The organism is Thermus composti (assembly GCF_014647535.1).
GTDB classification, from domain to species: domain Bacteria; phylum Deinococcota; class Deinococci; order Deinococcales; family Thermaceae; genus Thermus; species Thermus composti.
The window spans coordinates 16,450-29,600 of the sequence record NZ_BMPJ01000013.1; the positions used below are offsets into that span (position 1 = coordinate 16,450).

A 13,151-nucleotide genomic window follows, 5' to 3' on the forward strand; every position below is an offset into this window, starting at 1 on the left:
GGGAGTATACCACGAACCCCCTCTCCCCTAAAGCCGGGATGGGGTAGGATGGAGACATGCCGGAAAACCGCCTGCTGGAGCGCCTGGAGAAGCTGGAAGGGATCTGGGTTCCGATGATCCGCTGGCTGTCCCTCGTCATAGCCCTTTGTGGGCTGGCCCTGGCCCAGGATTGGCGGCTTAGCAAGAGCCAAAGCGTCACCACCCAAGGAGCCTCGGCCTGGCGGTACACCCTAAGCCCCAAGACCCAGGAAGCCCGGGAGCTTTGGCAGAAGCTTTCCGAACAATACCGGGACCACCTGCGGGCGGGGTACCGGGTGGACCTGGGAAGCTGGCGGATTTACTTCCGGGGAGGAAAGCTTTGGCTGGAACCCCACTGCCCCACCCCCAGCGCCGCCTGCCTCACCTTTGGGGCCCTACCCGTTCCCAAGACGCGGCAGGACCATCTGCTTCTGGAGCTTTCCGCCCTGCTGGACCGCGCTCTAAGGGAGGCGCAAAGCACCGGGGGTAGCCTCACCCTAAGCCGGCTCTTCCGGGTGGAGCTTAGGCGGAACCAGGCCCCACCCTATCCCGCAAGCCCCTCGGGGTGGAAACCCTGAAGGCCTTCTGGTATCGTCTTCCCCATGAAGCGGCTTTGGGGCTGGGCCTTGCTTCTGGGGGTTGCCTTAGCGGGGCCTTGCGCGGAAAGGCCCTACACCCTGGAGACCGAGGAAGGCCTCCTAGGCGGGGAAAACCTGAGCTACGACGGCGAGGTCCTGGTCTTTGAGGGAAGGGCCTGCCTGGAGCGGGAAGGGCTTTACCTCGAGGCCCCCCTCCTCCGCTACCAGGAGGGGGAAGGCTTCCAGGGAGAGAATCTCCGGGGCGAGGCCGAGGGCTGGCGGCTTCAGGCGGAAAAGCTTAAGGGGAAAACCCTCGAGGAAGTGCGGCTGGAAAAGGGTAGCCTCAAGGCCCGGGCAGCGAAGGTCCTTCTGGAACGCCCCCCTTTGGGCCAAGGGGTCTACCTGGAAAGCCCCGCTTACCGGGTGAAGGCGGAGGAGGCCCGCTTCACCCGGGAGGAAGCCCAGCTCAAGGGCTTCCTAGCCACCCCTTGCCCCTGCGGGGAGGATCTCCGCCTTTCCATGGAGGAGGCCCGCTTTGACGTGGCCACGGGGGAGCTTCTGGGGGAGGCTTCCTTGGGGCTATGGGGGGTGGAGATCCCCCTGGGGGAGGCCAGGGCCAACGCCAACCGAAGGCCCGCCCTGGAAAGCCCCCTCGTCTTTGGAAGCACCCCGGACGGGGGGCTAAGCTTTGGCCTAAAGGCCTTTCCCCTGCCCAAGCCGGGGGAGGAAATCGGGCGCTGGGAAAGGCGGCTCACCCTTCTGGGAAAGGGCCTCGGCACCGAGGAGGCCGCCTTGGTCTTGGGCCTCCGGGAGGGGACCAAGGGGGCGGAGGTGCAGCTCGGGTACGCCGCCGGGGTGCGGGCCTTCTGGGACGACCTCTACTTCGCCGCCACCCCCACGCCCCCTGACCAGGACACCCCCCGCCTCGAGGCCCGCTACCGGCCCACCTTCCGCCTCCAGGGCCTCACCCTAAGCCCCTTCCTGCGCTACGCGGAGACGGGAAAAAGCCAGGGGTGGACCCTGGGGCTAGAAGGAAGCTACCGCCACACCCTTCAGGAAGGCCCCTTCCGCCTCACGCTAAACCCCAGCTTCCTGGGGGCCCTCTACCCGGGCACCGGATACCCCGCCTACCTGGCCCTAGGGGGAAGCCTCGAGGGCGGCTACCGGGAAGGGGACCTGGTCCTAAGGGCGGGGTACGCCGGGCGGCTTGAGCCCCTGGAGAAGACCCCGCCCTTCACCTACGAGAACCGGGACGAGTTCCAGAGGCTCTTCCTGGAAGGTGGCTACGGCCCCTTGAGCCTGGCCTACACCCTGGAAAACCCCCTGGGCAACCGACTGGACCGGCTGGAGGGCCGCTTCCAGGACCCTAGCCTCGGCACCTTCCGGGCCGCCTACGTGCGGGGAAGCTACGAAGAGGTGCGCCTCGTCTACGCCATGCCCCTGCCGGACCGCGCCTGCTGCCAGGCCCTCTGGCTCGCCCCCGAGGTGGGGTTGAACCGGGAGGGGCTGACCCGCTACGGGGCCACCCTCCGCTACTACGACGGCTGCTTCGCCTACGAGCTAAGGGCGCAAAACGTCCTCAAGGGGCAGTACGACGAGACCACGGGGCTTTCCTTCTCCTTCGGCCTAAGCCTCCGCTAAAATGAGACCATGCCGGAAGACCGCCTGCTGGAGCGCCTGGAGAAGCTGGAAGGGATCGTGGAGACCACGGTCCGGATGCTTCCTCCCCTCATCAACGATCTTTCCCGGCGGATTGACGGGCTGCGGGAAGAGATGCAGGGGTTGGAGGCCAAGCTGGAGGGGCGGATCCAGCAGTTGGAAACCAAGCTGGAAGCGCGGATCCAGCAGGTGGAAACCAAGCTGGAAGAACGGATCCAACAGACCAAAACCGAGCTGGAAGGACGCATCCAAGCCGTTGAAACCAGGCTGGAAGCGCGGATCCAGCAGGTAGAAACCAAGCTGGAAGGGCGTATCCAAGCCGTTGAAACCAGGCTGGAAGAACGGATCCAACAGGCAGAAGCCAAGCTAGAAGAACAGATCCAGCAGACCAAAACCGAGCTGGAAGGACGTATCCAAACCGTAGAAACCAAGCTGGAAGAGCGCATTCAAGCCGTGGAAACCAAGCTGGAAGGACGTATCCAAACCTTAGAAACCAAGCTGGAAGAGCGGATAGAGCACCTCCGCCAGGAGGTGAAGGCCGAGATCAACACCGCCTTCAACAAGGCCATGCTCCTCTTCACCGCCATCGGGGTGGTCCTGGCCCTCCTCTCCCTATTGCGCTAAGGCGGCTCCACCCGAAGCCCCCGGAGGAAGAGGTTCCGGTCCTTAGGGGGCTGGTAAAGGTCGTTGGTGAAGGCCAGGGCCACCGTGCCCTTCCCCGTAACACGCACCCGCACCGTCATCCGGCCCAAGACCTCCCCTTCCCAAAGCACACGGCTTCCCTCCACCACCACGGCGTGGGGGCCCTGGCCTTGGGCGGGGGTGCCCTCGAGGTCCAGGACCAAGGTGGCCTCCCGGCAAAGGGGCAGGGCGATGGCCCCGTTGCTCCAAAGCTCCGCCCGCTCGGGAAGGGGCCCGGGAAGACACCCCTCCCCCTCGAGGGGCCTTGGGGAAAGGGCCCGGGAGAGAGCGAGGAGGGAAACCCCCAAGGCCCCCAGGAAGAAGAGGCCGTAAAGCGCCCCCCTCACCGCGTCACCTCCTCCTCTAAGAGGTAGCGGGGCCTTAGGGCCAGGCGGTGCTGGCTGAAAAGGACCACCCGAAGCCGGTAGCGCCCCGGGGGAAGCCCTTCGGGAAGGGCGAAGCGGATGGGCCCATCCGCCCTCCACTCCCATCCCAGGCGCTGGCACCCCTTGGCCTCGCAAAGCCACACCTGGGCCCGGTACCCTTCCCCTCCAAGCAGGCGCACCACCCCCACCCCCTCTCGGGGAAGGACGGCGTAGGCCAAAAGGGGCGGCGGGGGCTCGGGGCGGCTTGCCAGGTAGAGGAAGGGCAAGGCCCAAAGCAAAGCCAAAACCCCCGCCCACCCCAAGGCCCCCGGGAAGGGGTCCCGCCGGGCCAGGGCCATCCCCCCGGCGAGGAAGAAGACCTCCCCCCGAAAAGGGCTTGGGACGCTAAAGGGGTTGTCCACCATCCCCATGGCGGCGTAGGCCAGGAGCAGGGTAAAAAGCAGGCCCTCCCCCCAGGCCGCCGCCAAGAACCCCCCCACCAGCAAAAGAAGCCCCAAGGCCCCGGGGAGGCCGCTTTCCCCTAAAGCCTGGAGGAGGTGGTTGTGGGCGAACTGCCACAACCCCCCCAAGGGCCTAAGGCCCTCGGAGCAGTGAAGGCCCTTGGCCTCGAGGAGGGGAAAGAGAAAGCACTCCCCGAAAAGGGTCCCCCGGAGGTAGTCCCCCAGCACATAAGGCCCCACCCCGGTCCAGGGGTGCTCGCTAAAGACCTCGTAGGCCCTAAGCCAAAGCCCCTCCCGCCCCGAGAGGTGGGCCTCAAAGAAGCGCTCGGAGACCGGGGTGTCCAGGCTCGCCGCCAAGGCGAGAAGCAGGCCGCCGAGCCCCAAAGCCCAAAGCCCCCGCCCCCGGAAAAGAAGCCCCCCGCCCCCCCCCACCAGGAGGGCCAGCATCCCCCCGCGGCTTCCGGAAAGCAAAAGGACCGCCCCCCCAAGAAGGCCCAAGAGGAGGCGGAAGGGCCAGGGATAGCGCACGTACAGGGCCAGGAAGACCCCCAAGGCCCCCATGAGCCCAAGGCCCACGGGGCTATGGAAGGGGTGCATGAGGCGCACCTCCCCCGCCTTGTCCCCGAAGGCCCAGAAGGTGGCCCCAAAGGCGGTGAGGTAAAGGAGAACAAGTCCCACCCCCAAAGGGGCCATGGCCTCCTTGGGCGCCTTTTCCGCCAGGGCCACCCCCGCCCCAAGAAGCCCCAGGACGTAAAGGAGCCGGCCCAGGGCCAAGGGCAGGGCCCAAGGCTCCGGGGCGAAAAGGGCGGGCCCCAAGAGGGAAAGGGCGTAGAGGAGAAGAAGGACCTTGCCCCCCCGGGAAAGCCCCCGAAGCCTCGGGAGGAAAAGAAGGGAAAGAAGGGCCAAAGGAGGGAATAAAGGTGCTAAGGCAAGACCCAAGGCCAGGGCACGCACGGGGTAAACTCTACCAAAACCCCGCCCTCAGCAAGCCCTAAGGGAGGTGGGGTAAAGTGCAGGACATGAGGGGCTTTGTCGTAGGGCTTTTCCTGGGCCTCGCCCTGGCCGCCCGCTTCGCCACCTTCAGCGTGGAGCCCTTCGGGGCCCAGCGGGTGAACCTGGACACCGGCGTCACCACCCTTCCCCAAGGGGGGATCCTCACCGACAACGAGAACGGGCTCCGCCTGAAAGGCGGCTACATAGAGTACAAGGAGGGAAGCTTCGTCCGTGCCAAGGGGGTGGAGCTCCTCTCCCAGGAGGAGACCTTCCTGGCGGACGCCCTGGAGCACGAGATCCCCAAGCAGGAGGCCCGCTTCCAAAACCTCACCTTCAGCAACGCCGACTTCCAGAACCTCAAGGCCAAACGCGCCCTGGCCCTCTTCGCCGAGGACGTGGTGGTGCTCAAGGGAAGCGTGCGGGCGGAGAAGCCCTTCCTCGAGGCCGAAACCCTGGTGGTGGACCTGAAGGGCCGCCAGGCCTTAGCCCTCGGCCCCTTCGTCTACAAGGAGGGGAAGGCCACCCTTAGGGGCCAAGGGGAAAACGCCCGGCTCTACCTCCGCTTCCAAGGGGGCAAGGTCCAGGCCAGCACCAAGGTCCCCCAGGAGGCCCTCCGCCTCGCCCGCTACGCCGCCCGCCTATGACCCTTTACCGCTACGTCCTCAAGGAGAGCCTTCCCGTTTTCCTCCTGGCCCTGGCCTTCCTCACCGCCGTCTACCTCTTCGGCTTCTTCTACGCTGGGGCCCGGTGGCTGGAAGGGGTCCCGCTTTTAAAGGTCCTCCGCTGGCTCTCCTACCACATCCCCGGGGTCTTGGTCCAGGTCTTCCCCATCGCCGTGGTGGTGACCACGGTCCTGGTCTTCGGCAGGCTCTCGGCGGAAGGGGCCCAGTTCGCCCTCCTCTCGGGGGGGATCCCCCTCTTCAGGGCCGCCCTTCCCCTCCTCCTCGTGGGCGGGGTGCTTTCGGGGGTGGCCCTTTACCTCCAGGAGTACCTGGTTCCCCACTACAACGAGCGGGTGCGGGTGGCCTGGTGGGACGAGATCCACACGGAAGGGGCGGGCCTCCACCGCCTGGTGGGGCTCCAGATCCCCATCGGCAAGGGGAAAAGCCTCTACTTTGAGGGGTTTGACTGGCAAACCAAGGAGATGCTCGGGGTGCGCATCGCCACCTTCCAGGGGGAGGAGGGCACCTTCCTCTTCGCCGAGCGGGGAAGCTGGGAGGGCAAGACCATCACCCTTAAGGACTACCGCTACTACCGGGTGGACTTCCGGGCGGTGCCGGGGCTGGAGACCGCCCCCGACCTCCTGGCCCAGGTGCGGCAGGTCTTCCGGGTGGCAAGCCAAGGAAGCCTTCTGGAGGTAGAGTCGGACCTTTCCCGCTCCCGGGCCATCGCCGACTACGCCGACACCTTTAGCTTCGGCCAGGATAGCCTTTCCGAGGCCTACCGGAAGCTCAAAGACCCCTTTCTTCCCCCTTTGGAGCGGTGGCGGGCCCGACTTGAGTTCCACTCCAAGCTGGCCCTGCCCCTGGCCAACCTGGTCCTGGTGCTTCTGGCCGCGGCCATGGCCCTGCGCTACGGGAGGAGCACAGGGCTCGCCTTGGGGATGAGCGTGGTCCTGGCCCTGGCCTACTACGGGACCTTCTTCCTGGGGCGCTCCTTAGCGGGGATTGGGGCCTTGCCCCCGGAGCTTGGGGCCTGGGGGGCGGATGCCCTCTTCCTCCTCCTGGGGATCCGGGCCCTGCGCTAAACTGAGGCCCACGAGGCGCCGTGGCCCGGCTTAGGATCGGCATGGTGGCCTACCCCGTCTTAGGGGGGAGCGGCACGGTGGCGGCGGAACTGGCCCACCGCCTTGCCCGGATGGGGCACGGGGTCTACATCTTCGCCACGGCCCGGCCCTTCCGCCTTCCCGAGGACACGAAGGCGGTCTACGTGCCCGTCCCCCTCCCCTACTACCCCGTCTTCCCCGGGCCCCTTTACACCCTTTCCCTGGCGGGCACCTTGGAACGGGAGGCCAGGCGGCTTGGGCTGGACCTGGTCCACACCCACTACGCCGTCCCCCACGCCGCCGCCGCCTATCTGGCCTTTGGCGAGGCCTTTCCCCTGGTCCACACCCTCCACGGCACGGATGTCTCCGTTTTGGGCCTGGACCCCGCCTTCCACGGGCCCACCCGGCGGGCCCTCCAGGCGGCCCGGGCCACCACCGCCGTGAGCCAGGCCCTGGCCCGGGAAGCGGAGAAGGCCTTTGGGATAAAGCCCGTGGTCATCCCCAATGCCGTGGACCCCGAGCGCTTCCGCCCGAGGCCCGAGCGCAAGCGGCTCTACGCCGCGGAGGGGGAGGCCCTTTTGGTGCACGCCTCCAACTTCCGGCCCATCAAAAGGGTCCCGGACATCGTCCGGGCCTTCGCCAAGGTGAGGAAACGCCTGCCCGCAAGGCTCCTCCTCCTGGGCAAAGGCCCGGAGGAGGAGGAGGCCCGCCGGGTGGCCCGGGAGCTGGGGGTGGAGGCCTGGGTCCGCTTCCTCCCTCCCACCCCCCATCCCGAGGAGGTGCTGGGAGCGGCGGACCTCTTTCTTCTCGCCTCGGAGGAGGAATCCTTCGGTCAGGCGGCCCTGGAGGCCCTAGCCTCCGGCGTCCCCGTGGTGGCCACGGCGGTGGGGGGTGTGGGGGAGGTGGTGACCCCCGAGGTGGGGAGGCTCGTGGAGCTTGGGGACCTGGAGGGGCTTGCGGAGGCGGCGGTGGAACTCCTCACCCACCCCAGGCTCCCCGAGATCCGAAAGCGGGCCCGGGCCTACGCCATAGAGCGCTTCCACCCCGAGCGCATCACCCGGGCCTACCTGGAGGTGTACGAAAAGGCCCTGGGATGAGGGCCCGCACGTGGGCACCTCCCCAGAGGACCCCCTGGTTTTAGCCTGCGCGCACGCCCTTTTGGGGCCCCCACCGCGGCTTTCGCCGCGGTGGGGAGTATTTAGGCGTGGGCCACCAGCTCCTTCTTCCGCTTGGGCTTGGCCTCCTTGGCCCGGGCCTCGAGGGCCTTGAGCCCGCCCACCAAGGCTAGGTCCAAGACCTCGTCCAGGTGCTCCACCAGGTGGAAGGTCATGTTGTGGCGCAAGGGAGGGGGGATATCGGCCAGGTCCGGCTCGTTCTGCTTGGGCAGGATCACCTCCCGGATCCCCGCCCGCCTGGCCCCCAAGACCTTCTCCTTCACCCCCCCGATGGGCAACACCCGCCCTGTGAGGGTGATCTCCCCGGTCATGGCGATGTCGTGCCGCACGGGCACCTCCGTGAGGGCGGAGACCAGGGCGCTCACGATGGCCACGCCCGCCGAGGGCCCCTCCTTGGGAATGGCCCCGGCGGGGACGTGGATGTGGATGTCGGACTTGTCAAACTTCTCCAGGGGGATGCCGAAGCGGAGGGCGTTTTTCTTGGCGTAGGAGAGGGCGGCCCGGGCCGACTCCTTCATCACGTCACCCAGCTGCCCGGTGAGGATCAGGTTCCCTTTGCCGGGCATCACGGAGACCTCCACGAACATGATGTCCCCGCCTACCGGGGTGTAGTACATCCCCGTGGCCACCCCTATCTGGGGCTCCCGGGCCTCGGTCTCGGGGAGGAAGCGGGGCGGGCCCAGGTAGGCCTCCAGGTCCTTCTCCGTGATCCGCACCCGCTTCTTGCCCTCCTCCAGGATCCTGCGGGCGGCCTTGCGGAGGAGGGCCCCGATCTCCCGCTCCAGCTGCCGCACCCCCGCCTCCCGGGTGTAGTGGGTGATGACCCGGCGCAAGGCGGCCTCGGTGATCACCACCTGCCCCTCGGAAAGCCCCGACTCCCGGAGCTGCCGGGGAAGGAGGTAGCGCTTGGCGATCTCCAGCTTCTCCTGCTCGGTGTAGCTGGTGAACTCAATGGGCTCCATCCGGTCGTAGAGGGGAGCGGGGATGTTCTGGGGGAAGTTGGCGGTGCAGATGAACATGACCTCGGAGAGGTCAAAGGGCACCCCCAGGTAGTGGTCCACGAACTCCTTGTTTTGGGCGGGGTCCAGGACCTCCAAAAGGGCCGCCGCCGGGTCCCCCTGGTAGGAGATGCCGAGCTTATCCACCTCGTCCAGGAGGAAGACGGGGTTCTTGGTGCCCGCCTGCCTCAGGCCCTGGATGATCCGGCCCGGCATGGCCCCGATGTAGGTGCGGCGGTGCCCTCTTATGTCGGACTCGTCCCGCACGCCCCCTAAGGAGATGCGCACGTACTTGCGGCCCAGGGCCTCGGCGATGCTCTTGGCAATGGAGGTCTTCCCCACCCCGGGCGGCCCCACGAAGAGAAGGATGGGGCCCTTGTTCACCTCCTCCTCAGGGATCTCCCCCCGCTTGGCCCTTTCGGCCTTGAGCTTCCGCACCGCCAGGTACTCCAGGACCCGGTCCTTCACCTTCTCCAGGCCGTAGTGGTCCCTTTCCAGGATCTCCTTGGCCCGCTTCAGGTCCAGGTTGTCCTCGGTGCGGGTGTTCCAGGGGAGGTTGACGATCCAGTCCAAATAGGTGCGGATGACGCTGGCCTCGGCGGAGTCGGGGTGCATGCGGGCCAGGCGGTTGAGCTCCCGCTCCGCCTCCTGGCGCACCACGGGGGGAAGGTCCAGGGCCTCCAGCTTCCTGCGGAACTCCTCCACCTCCTCCTCGCCCTCCTCCCCGTGGAGCTCCCGCTGGATGGCCTTCATCTGCTCCCTGAGGAAGTACTCCCGCTGGTTGCGGTCAATCTCCTCCTTGACCTGTTGCTGGATGCGCCGCTGGGTCTCCAAAAGGTCCAGCTCCGCCTGCAGGAGGACGAGGACCCGCTTGAGCCTCTCGGCCACGTTGGCGGTCTCGAGGACCTTTTGCTTGTCCTCGAGGCGGAAGTCCATGTGGAAGGCGATGTAGTCGGCAAGCTGGGAGGGGTCCTCCAGGTTCAGGATGAACTGGGCCACCTCGGGGGGCAGGTACTTCCCCTCCTTGAGGAGGGCCTGGAACTTGTCTTTCACCTCCCGCACCAGGGCCTTGACCAGGGTCTCCTCGGCGGGCTCATCGGGAAGGACCTCCCCCTTGGCCTCCAGGTGGTCCCCAAAGTCTAGCCATTCCTTCACCCGGACCCGGGCGAAGGCCTGGACCAGGACCTGGACGGAGCCGTCGGGGTTCTTGCGCATCTTGAGGATGTTGCAGGCGGTGCCTACCTCGTAAAGGTCGGAGGGCTTGGGGTTTTCCACCTCCTTGTCCTTTTGGCTCACGATGAGAAGCACCCGTTCCCGGGCCAAAGCCTCGTCAATGGCCCGGATGGAGATGGGCCGGCCCGCGTCAATGGGCATGACCATGGTGGGGTAGATGACCGAGCCCCGCACAGGGCAGACGGGCAAGGTTTCCGGTAGCATGCGTTCCCTCCTTTCTTCGGTAGCTCTGCGTTCGTCCATAGCCTAAGCCTACCTATGTCAAGTTTACTGCAAACCTCCGTTTTACGCAAAGGGCCTGGACGGAAAGCCCTTATGCTAAGGGCGTGAAGGCACTGCGAGCCCTCGGTTTTCTCCTCCTCCTCGGCCTCGCCCTCGGGCAGAAAAGCGGAGGCGGGGTCGGGGGCAGGCCCTACGTGCCCTCCACCCCGCCACCCATGAGCCCAGGGCCCGCCCCAGTTTACCCCACCCCCGCGCCCTCCTACCCCATTCCCGGACCGGTATACGTGTACCCCGGAGGCGGAGGGGGCCTGGGGGCGGTGCCGGTCCTCGTCTTCTTCGGCCTCGCCCTGGTGGCCTTCCTCATGGTCCGGGGGCTGAGCCGGGCCGGGGAGGAAACGCCCGGGGCCAGCGTGGCCCGCCTCCGCCTCGCCCTCCTCCTCCACCCTGGGGTGCAGCGGGCCCTGAGGTGCCTCGCCGAAGAGGCGGACACCACCACGGCCAAGGGGCTCGCGGACCTCCTGGACGAGGTGGCCCTGCTCCTCCTCCGGGAAGCCCCCGCCTGGCGCTTCGGAAGGTATGAAAGGCGGGAAGGGACGGAGGAAGAGGTCTTAGGCCAGTTTGACGCCTGGATGCTGGAGGACCGGAGCACCTACCGGGAGACCTTCCGCCACTTTGAGGGGAAAAAGGTAGAGGTGGCCTACACCCCCAGGGTGGAGCCGGGCGGGCGCTATCTGGTGGCCTCCCTCGTCCTCGCCGTCCGGGGAAGCCTTCCCCCTGAGGGGCCTTTGGACCGGGAAAAGGCAAAGGAGATCCTCCTCGCCTTCGCCGCCAGCACCCCCTTCACCCTCCTCGCCTTCCACCTGGCCTGGACGCCGGAGAAGGAGGGCGAGGGCCTCACGGAGGAGGAGCTCCTCGCCCTCTACCCAAATCTAGAAAAGCTTTAAAAGCCTAGGGCGAAGGCCGCCTCCTTGAGGATCTCGGCGCTCCGCCTAAGGGCCTCCCGCTCCGAGGCGTCCAAGGAGGGGTAGAGGGTTTCCTCCACGCCTTCCGCCCCCAGAAGCCGGGGAAGGGAAAGGCTGACCTCGAGGACCCCTTCCACCTCGGGGGTGAAGGCGCTCACGGTGAACACCCCCTTCTCGTCGGTGAGGATGGCCCGCACCAGCCGGGCGAGGCCCGCCCCGATGCCGTAGTAGGTGGCCCCCTTCCCCTCAATGATCCGGTAAGCGGCCCGGCGAACCCCCTCGTCCACGGCCAGGCGCACCTCTTGGGTGAGGGGGCGACCCCGGGCCTCGGCGAAGGCCCGAAGGGGCACCCCGCCCACCTGGGCGCTGGACCAGACCAGGACCTCCGAGTCCCCGTGCTCCCCCACCACGTAGGCGTGGACCGACTGGGGGGCCACCTGAAGGTGCTCCGCCAGGAGGGCCCGGAAGCGGGCCGTGTCCAGGACCGTGCCCGAGCCCACCACCCGCCCCGGGGGCAGGCCGGAAAGGCGGTAGGCCACCTGGGTCATCACGTCCACTGGGTTCGTGGCCACCAGGAGCACCGCCTCCGGGGCCACCTCCAAAACCCGGGGCACCACCTGGGCGAAGACCTGGGCGTTGCGGTCTAGAAGCTGCAGGCGGGTCTCCTCGGGGCGCTGGGCCACCCCGGCGGCCAGGACCACCACCCGGGCGCCCTCGAGGTCCCGGTAGTCCCCAGAACGCACCCAGACCGGGTGGGCGAAGGGCGTGGCGTGGAGGATGTCCTCGGCGTGGGCCTGGGCCAGCTTCCGGTCCAGGTCCACGAGAACCACCTCCCGCGCCACCCCGAGGAGGACCATGGCGTAGGCGGCGGCGCTACCCACCATGCCGCTCCCCACGATGCCGACCTTCATGATGGGTAAAGTATACCCGTGGTACGCGTAGGACGAAGGAGCGCCACCTTCTACCCGCCGGAAGGGGCCACCGCCCTCATCGGCGACTTCACCGACTGGGAGAGGAACCCCATCCCCCTCCAAGGCCCCCTCACCCTGGAGTTCCCCGAAGGGGCCTACGTGGAGTACGCCTTTTTGGACCGGGAGGGCAGACCCTTCCCCGACCCCGAAAACCCCGAGAAGGCGGAAAACCCCTGGTGGACCTACCCCAGGGCCATAAGGCTTCCCGGCTTCCGCTACGAGGCCCCTCCCGAGCCCAAGGAGGAGCCCAAGGTGAACCGCCACCGCCTGGGGGAGAGGCGCTTTTACGTGGCGGAGACGGGGCCTTCCCCCAAGGCCACGGTGGTGGCCCAGGACGGGGTGGCCTTCTACCGCACCGCGGGGCTCCACAAGGTGGCCCGGGCCCTCTTTGAGGCGGGGGAGATCCCCCCGGTGCGCCTGGTCTTCGTGGAGCCCATAAACCGCAACACCGAGTACCGCTTCAACGAGGCCTACGAGGCGGAGTTCCACCGGGTGCTTGAGGAGGTGGAAGGGGCCTACGGCCCCTTGGGGGAGGTGGTCCTGGTGGGGGCCTCCTTGGGGGGGCTTTTTTCCTTGTGGCAGGCCTGGAGGCACCCGGGCCGCTTCCCCAAGGTCCTCGCCCTCTCCCCCGCCCTCAAGGCCCACCCCGGGGGGATGGACGCCTACCGGGACGAGGAGTGGCTTCTTGAACGCTTCGCCGAGGCCGAGAGGCTTCCTAGGGTCTACCTGGAGGTGGGGCTTTTGGAGTGGCTTTTGGGGCCCAACCGCCGCTTCGCCGCCCTCCTCATCGACAAAAAGGCCCCCCACGCCTACCGGGAAAGGCCCTCGGGGCACAACTGGGTCACCTGGAAGCAGGCGTTGGCCCCGGGGCTACGCTACCTCTTGGGACCGCAATGAGCGGGGGAAATCTCCTGGTGCTTTTCTCCGTGGCGGCCCTCGAGGCCCTGCTTTCCGGGGACAACGCCCTGGTCTTGGCGGTGATGGTGCGGCCCCTCCCCCCGCGCCTCCGGACCCGGGCCCTCCTCTACGGCCTGCTTGGAACTTACCTCCTTAGGGGACTCGCCCTCCGC

12 protein-coding genes and 1 pseudogene are annotated in these 13,151 nt (G+C 67.4%); 9 read left to right on the top strand and 4 right to left on the bottom strand.

Annotated features, from left to right (window positions below; all coding sequences use genetic code 11):
* Nucleotides 1–56 precede the first annotated feature (56 nt).
* The 3 genes from IEX93_RS06505 to IEX93_RS06515 are packed head-to-tail and all read left to right on the top strand — an operon-like array spanning nt 57 to nt 2,879.
* Nucleotides 57–596, top strand: coding sequence for a hypothetical protein (locus IEX93_RS06505; RefSeq protein WP_229906116.1), 540 nt, complete (start codon nt 57–59; stop codon nt 594–596).
* A 24-nt stretch (nt 597–620) separates the two neighbouring features.
* On the top strand, nt 621–2,237 hold the full coding sequence (locus IEX93_RS06510; protein WP_188847414.1) for a hypothetical protein: 1,617 nt from the start codon (nt 621–623) through the stop codon (nt 2,235–2,237).
* 9 nt (nt 2,238–2,246) lie between these two features.
* Nucleotides 2,247–2,879: an apolipoprotein A1/A4/E family protein gene (locus tag IEX93_RS06515; protein ID WP_188847415.1), complete on the top strand. Its 633-nt coding sequence runs from the start codon at nt 2,247–2,249 to the stop codon at nt 2,877–2,879.
* On the opposite strand, the gene IEX93_RS06520 is transcribed toward IEX93_RS06515, so the two are convergent.
* Nucleotides 2,876–3,283, bottom strand: a complete 408-nt coding sequence (locus IEX93_RS06520) for a carbohydrate-binding domain-containing protein (protein ID WP_188847416.1) — start codon at nt 3,281–3,283, stop codon at nt 2,876–2,878. The two genes, IEX93_RS06515 and IEX93_RS06520, sit on opposite strands and share 4 nt — an antisense overlap.
* Nucleotides 3,280–4,716, bottom strand: coding sequence for an O-antigen ligase family protein (locus tag IEX93_RS06525; protein WP_188847417.1), 1,437 nt, complete (start codon nt 4,714–4,716; stop codon nt 3,280–3,282). Before IEX93_RS06525 ends, IEX93_RS06520 begins: the two co-directional genes overlap by 4 nt.
* A gap of 65 nt (nt 4,717–4,781) precedes the next feature.
* Here IEX93_RS06525 and IEX93_RS06530 point away from each other — a divergent pair, with 65 nt between their 5' ends.
* The 3 genes from IEX93_RS06530 to bshA are packed head-to-tail and all read left to right on the top strand — an operon-like array spanning nt 4,782 to nt 7,617.
* Nucleotides 4,782–5,399, top strand: a complete 618-nt coding sequence (locus IEX93_RS06530) for a hypothetical protein (RefSeq protein WP_188847418.1) — start codon at nt 4,782–4,784, stop codon at nt 5,397–5,399.
* Nucleotides 5,396–6,502: an LptF/LptG family permease gene (locus IEX93_RS06535; protein WP_188847419.1), complete on the top strand. Its 1,107-nt coding sequence runs from the start codon at nt 5,396–5,398 to the stop codon at nt 6,500–6,502. Before IEX93_RS06530 ends, IEX93_RS06535 begins: the two co-directional genes overlap by 4 nt.
* 41 nt (nt 6,503–6,543) lie before the next feature.
* Complete coding sequence (gene bshA, locus IEX93_RS06540) at nt 6,544–7,617, top strand: N-acetyl-alpha-D-glucosaminyl L-malate synthase BshA (protein ID WP_188847462.1); 1,074 nt, start codon at nt 6,544–6,546, stop codon at nt 7,615–7,617.
* Between the two features lie 101 nt (nt 7,618–7,718).
* Here the strand turns inward: bshA and lon are convergent, their stop codons facing one another.
* Nucleotides 7,719–10,130 (bottom strand): endopeptidase La, encoded by a 2,412-nt coding sequence (lon, locus tag IEX93_RS06545; protein WP_188847420.1) that lies wholly within the window; start codon nt 10,128–10,130, stop codon nt 7,719–7,721.
* A gap of 122 nt (nt 10,131–10,252) precedes the next feature.
* On the opposite strand from lon, the gene IEX93_RS06550 reads away from it, so the two are divergent.
* Nucleotides 10,253–11,092: a DUF1517 domain-containing protein gene (locus tag IEX93_RS06550; protein ID WP_188847421.1), complete on the top strand. Its 840-nt coding sequence runs from the start codon at nt 10,253–10,255 to the stop codon at nt 11,090–11,092.
* Here IEX93_RS06550 and IEX93_RS06555 read toward each other — a convergent pair.
* Complete coding sequence (locus IEX93_RS06555; protein WP_188847422.1) at nt 11,089–12,021, bottom strand: L-lactate dehydrogenase; 933 nt, start codon at nt 12,019–12,021, stop codon at nt 11,089–11,091. The genes IEX93_RS06550 and IEX93_RS06555 overlap by 4 nt on opposite strands.
* An 18-nt stretch (nt 12,022–12,039) precedes the next feature.
* Here IEX93_RS06555 and IEX93_RS06560 point away from each other — a divergent pair, with 18 nt between their 5' ends.
* Both IEX93_RS06560 and IEX93_RS06565 read left to right on the top strand, forming a co-directional pair.
* Nucleotides 12,040–12,978 (top strand): alpha/beta hydrolase-fold protein, encoded by a 939-nt coding sequence (locus IEX93_RS06560; protein WP_188847423.1) that lies wholly within the window; start codon nt 12,040–12,042, stop codon nt 12,976–12,978.
* A pseudogene (locus IEX93_RS06565) lies at nt 12,975–13,148 on the top strand (TerC family protein); the annotation flags it as partial. The gene IEX93_RS06560 and the pseudogene IEX93_RS06565, both read left to right, overlap by 4 nt.
* Nucleotides 13,149–13,151 lie beyond the last annotated feature (3 nt).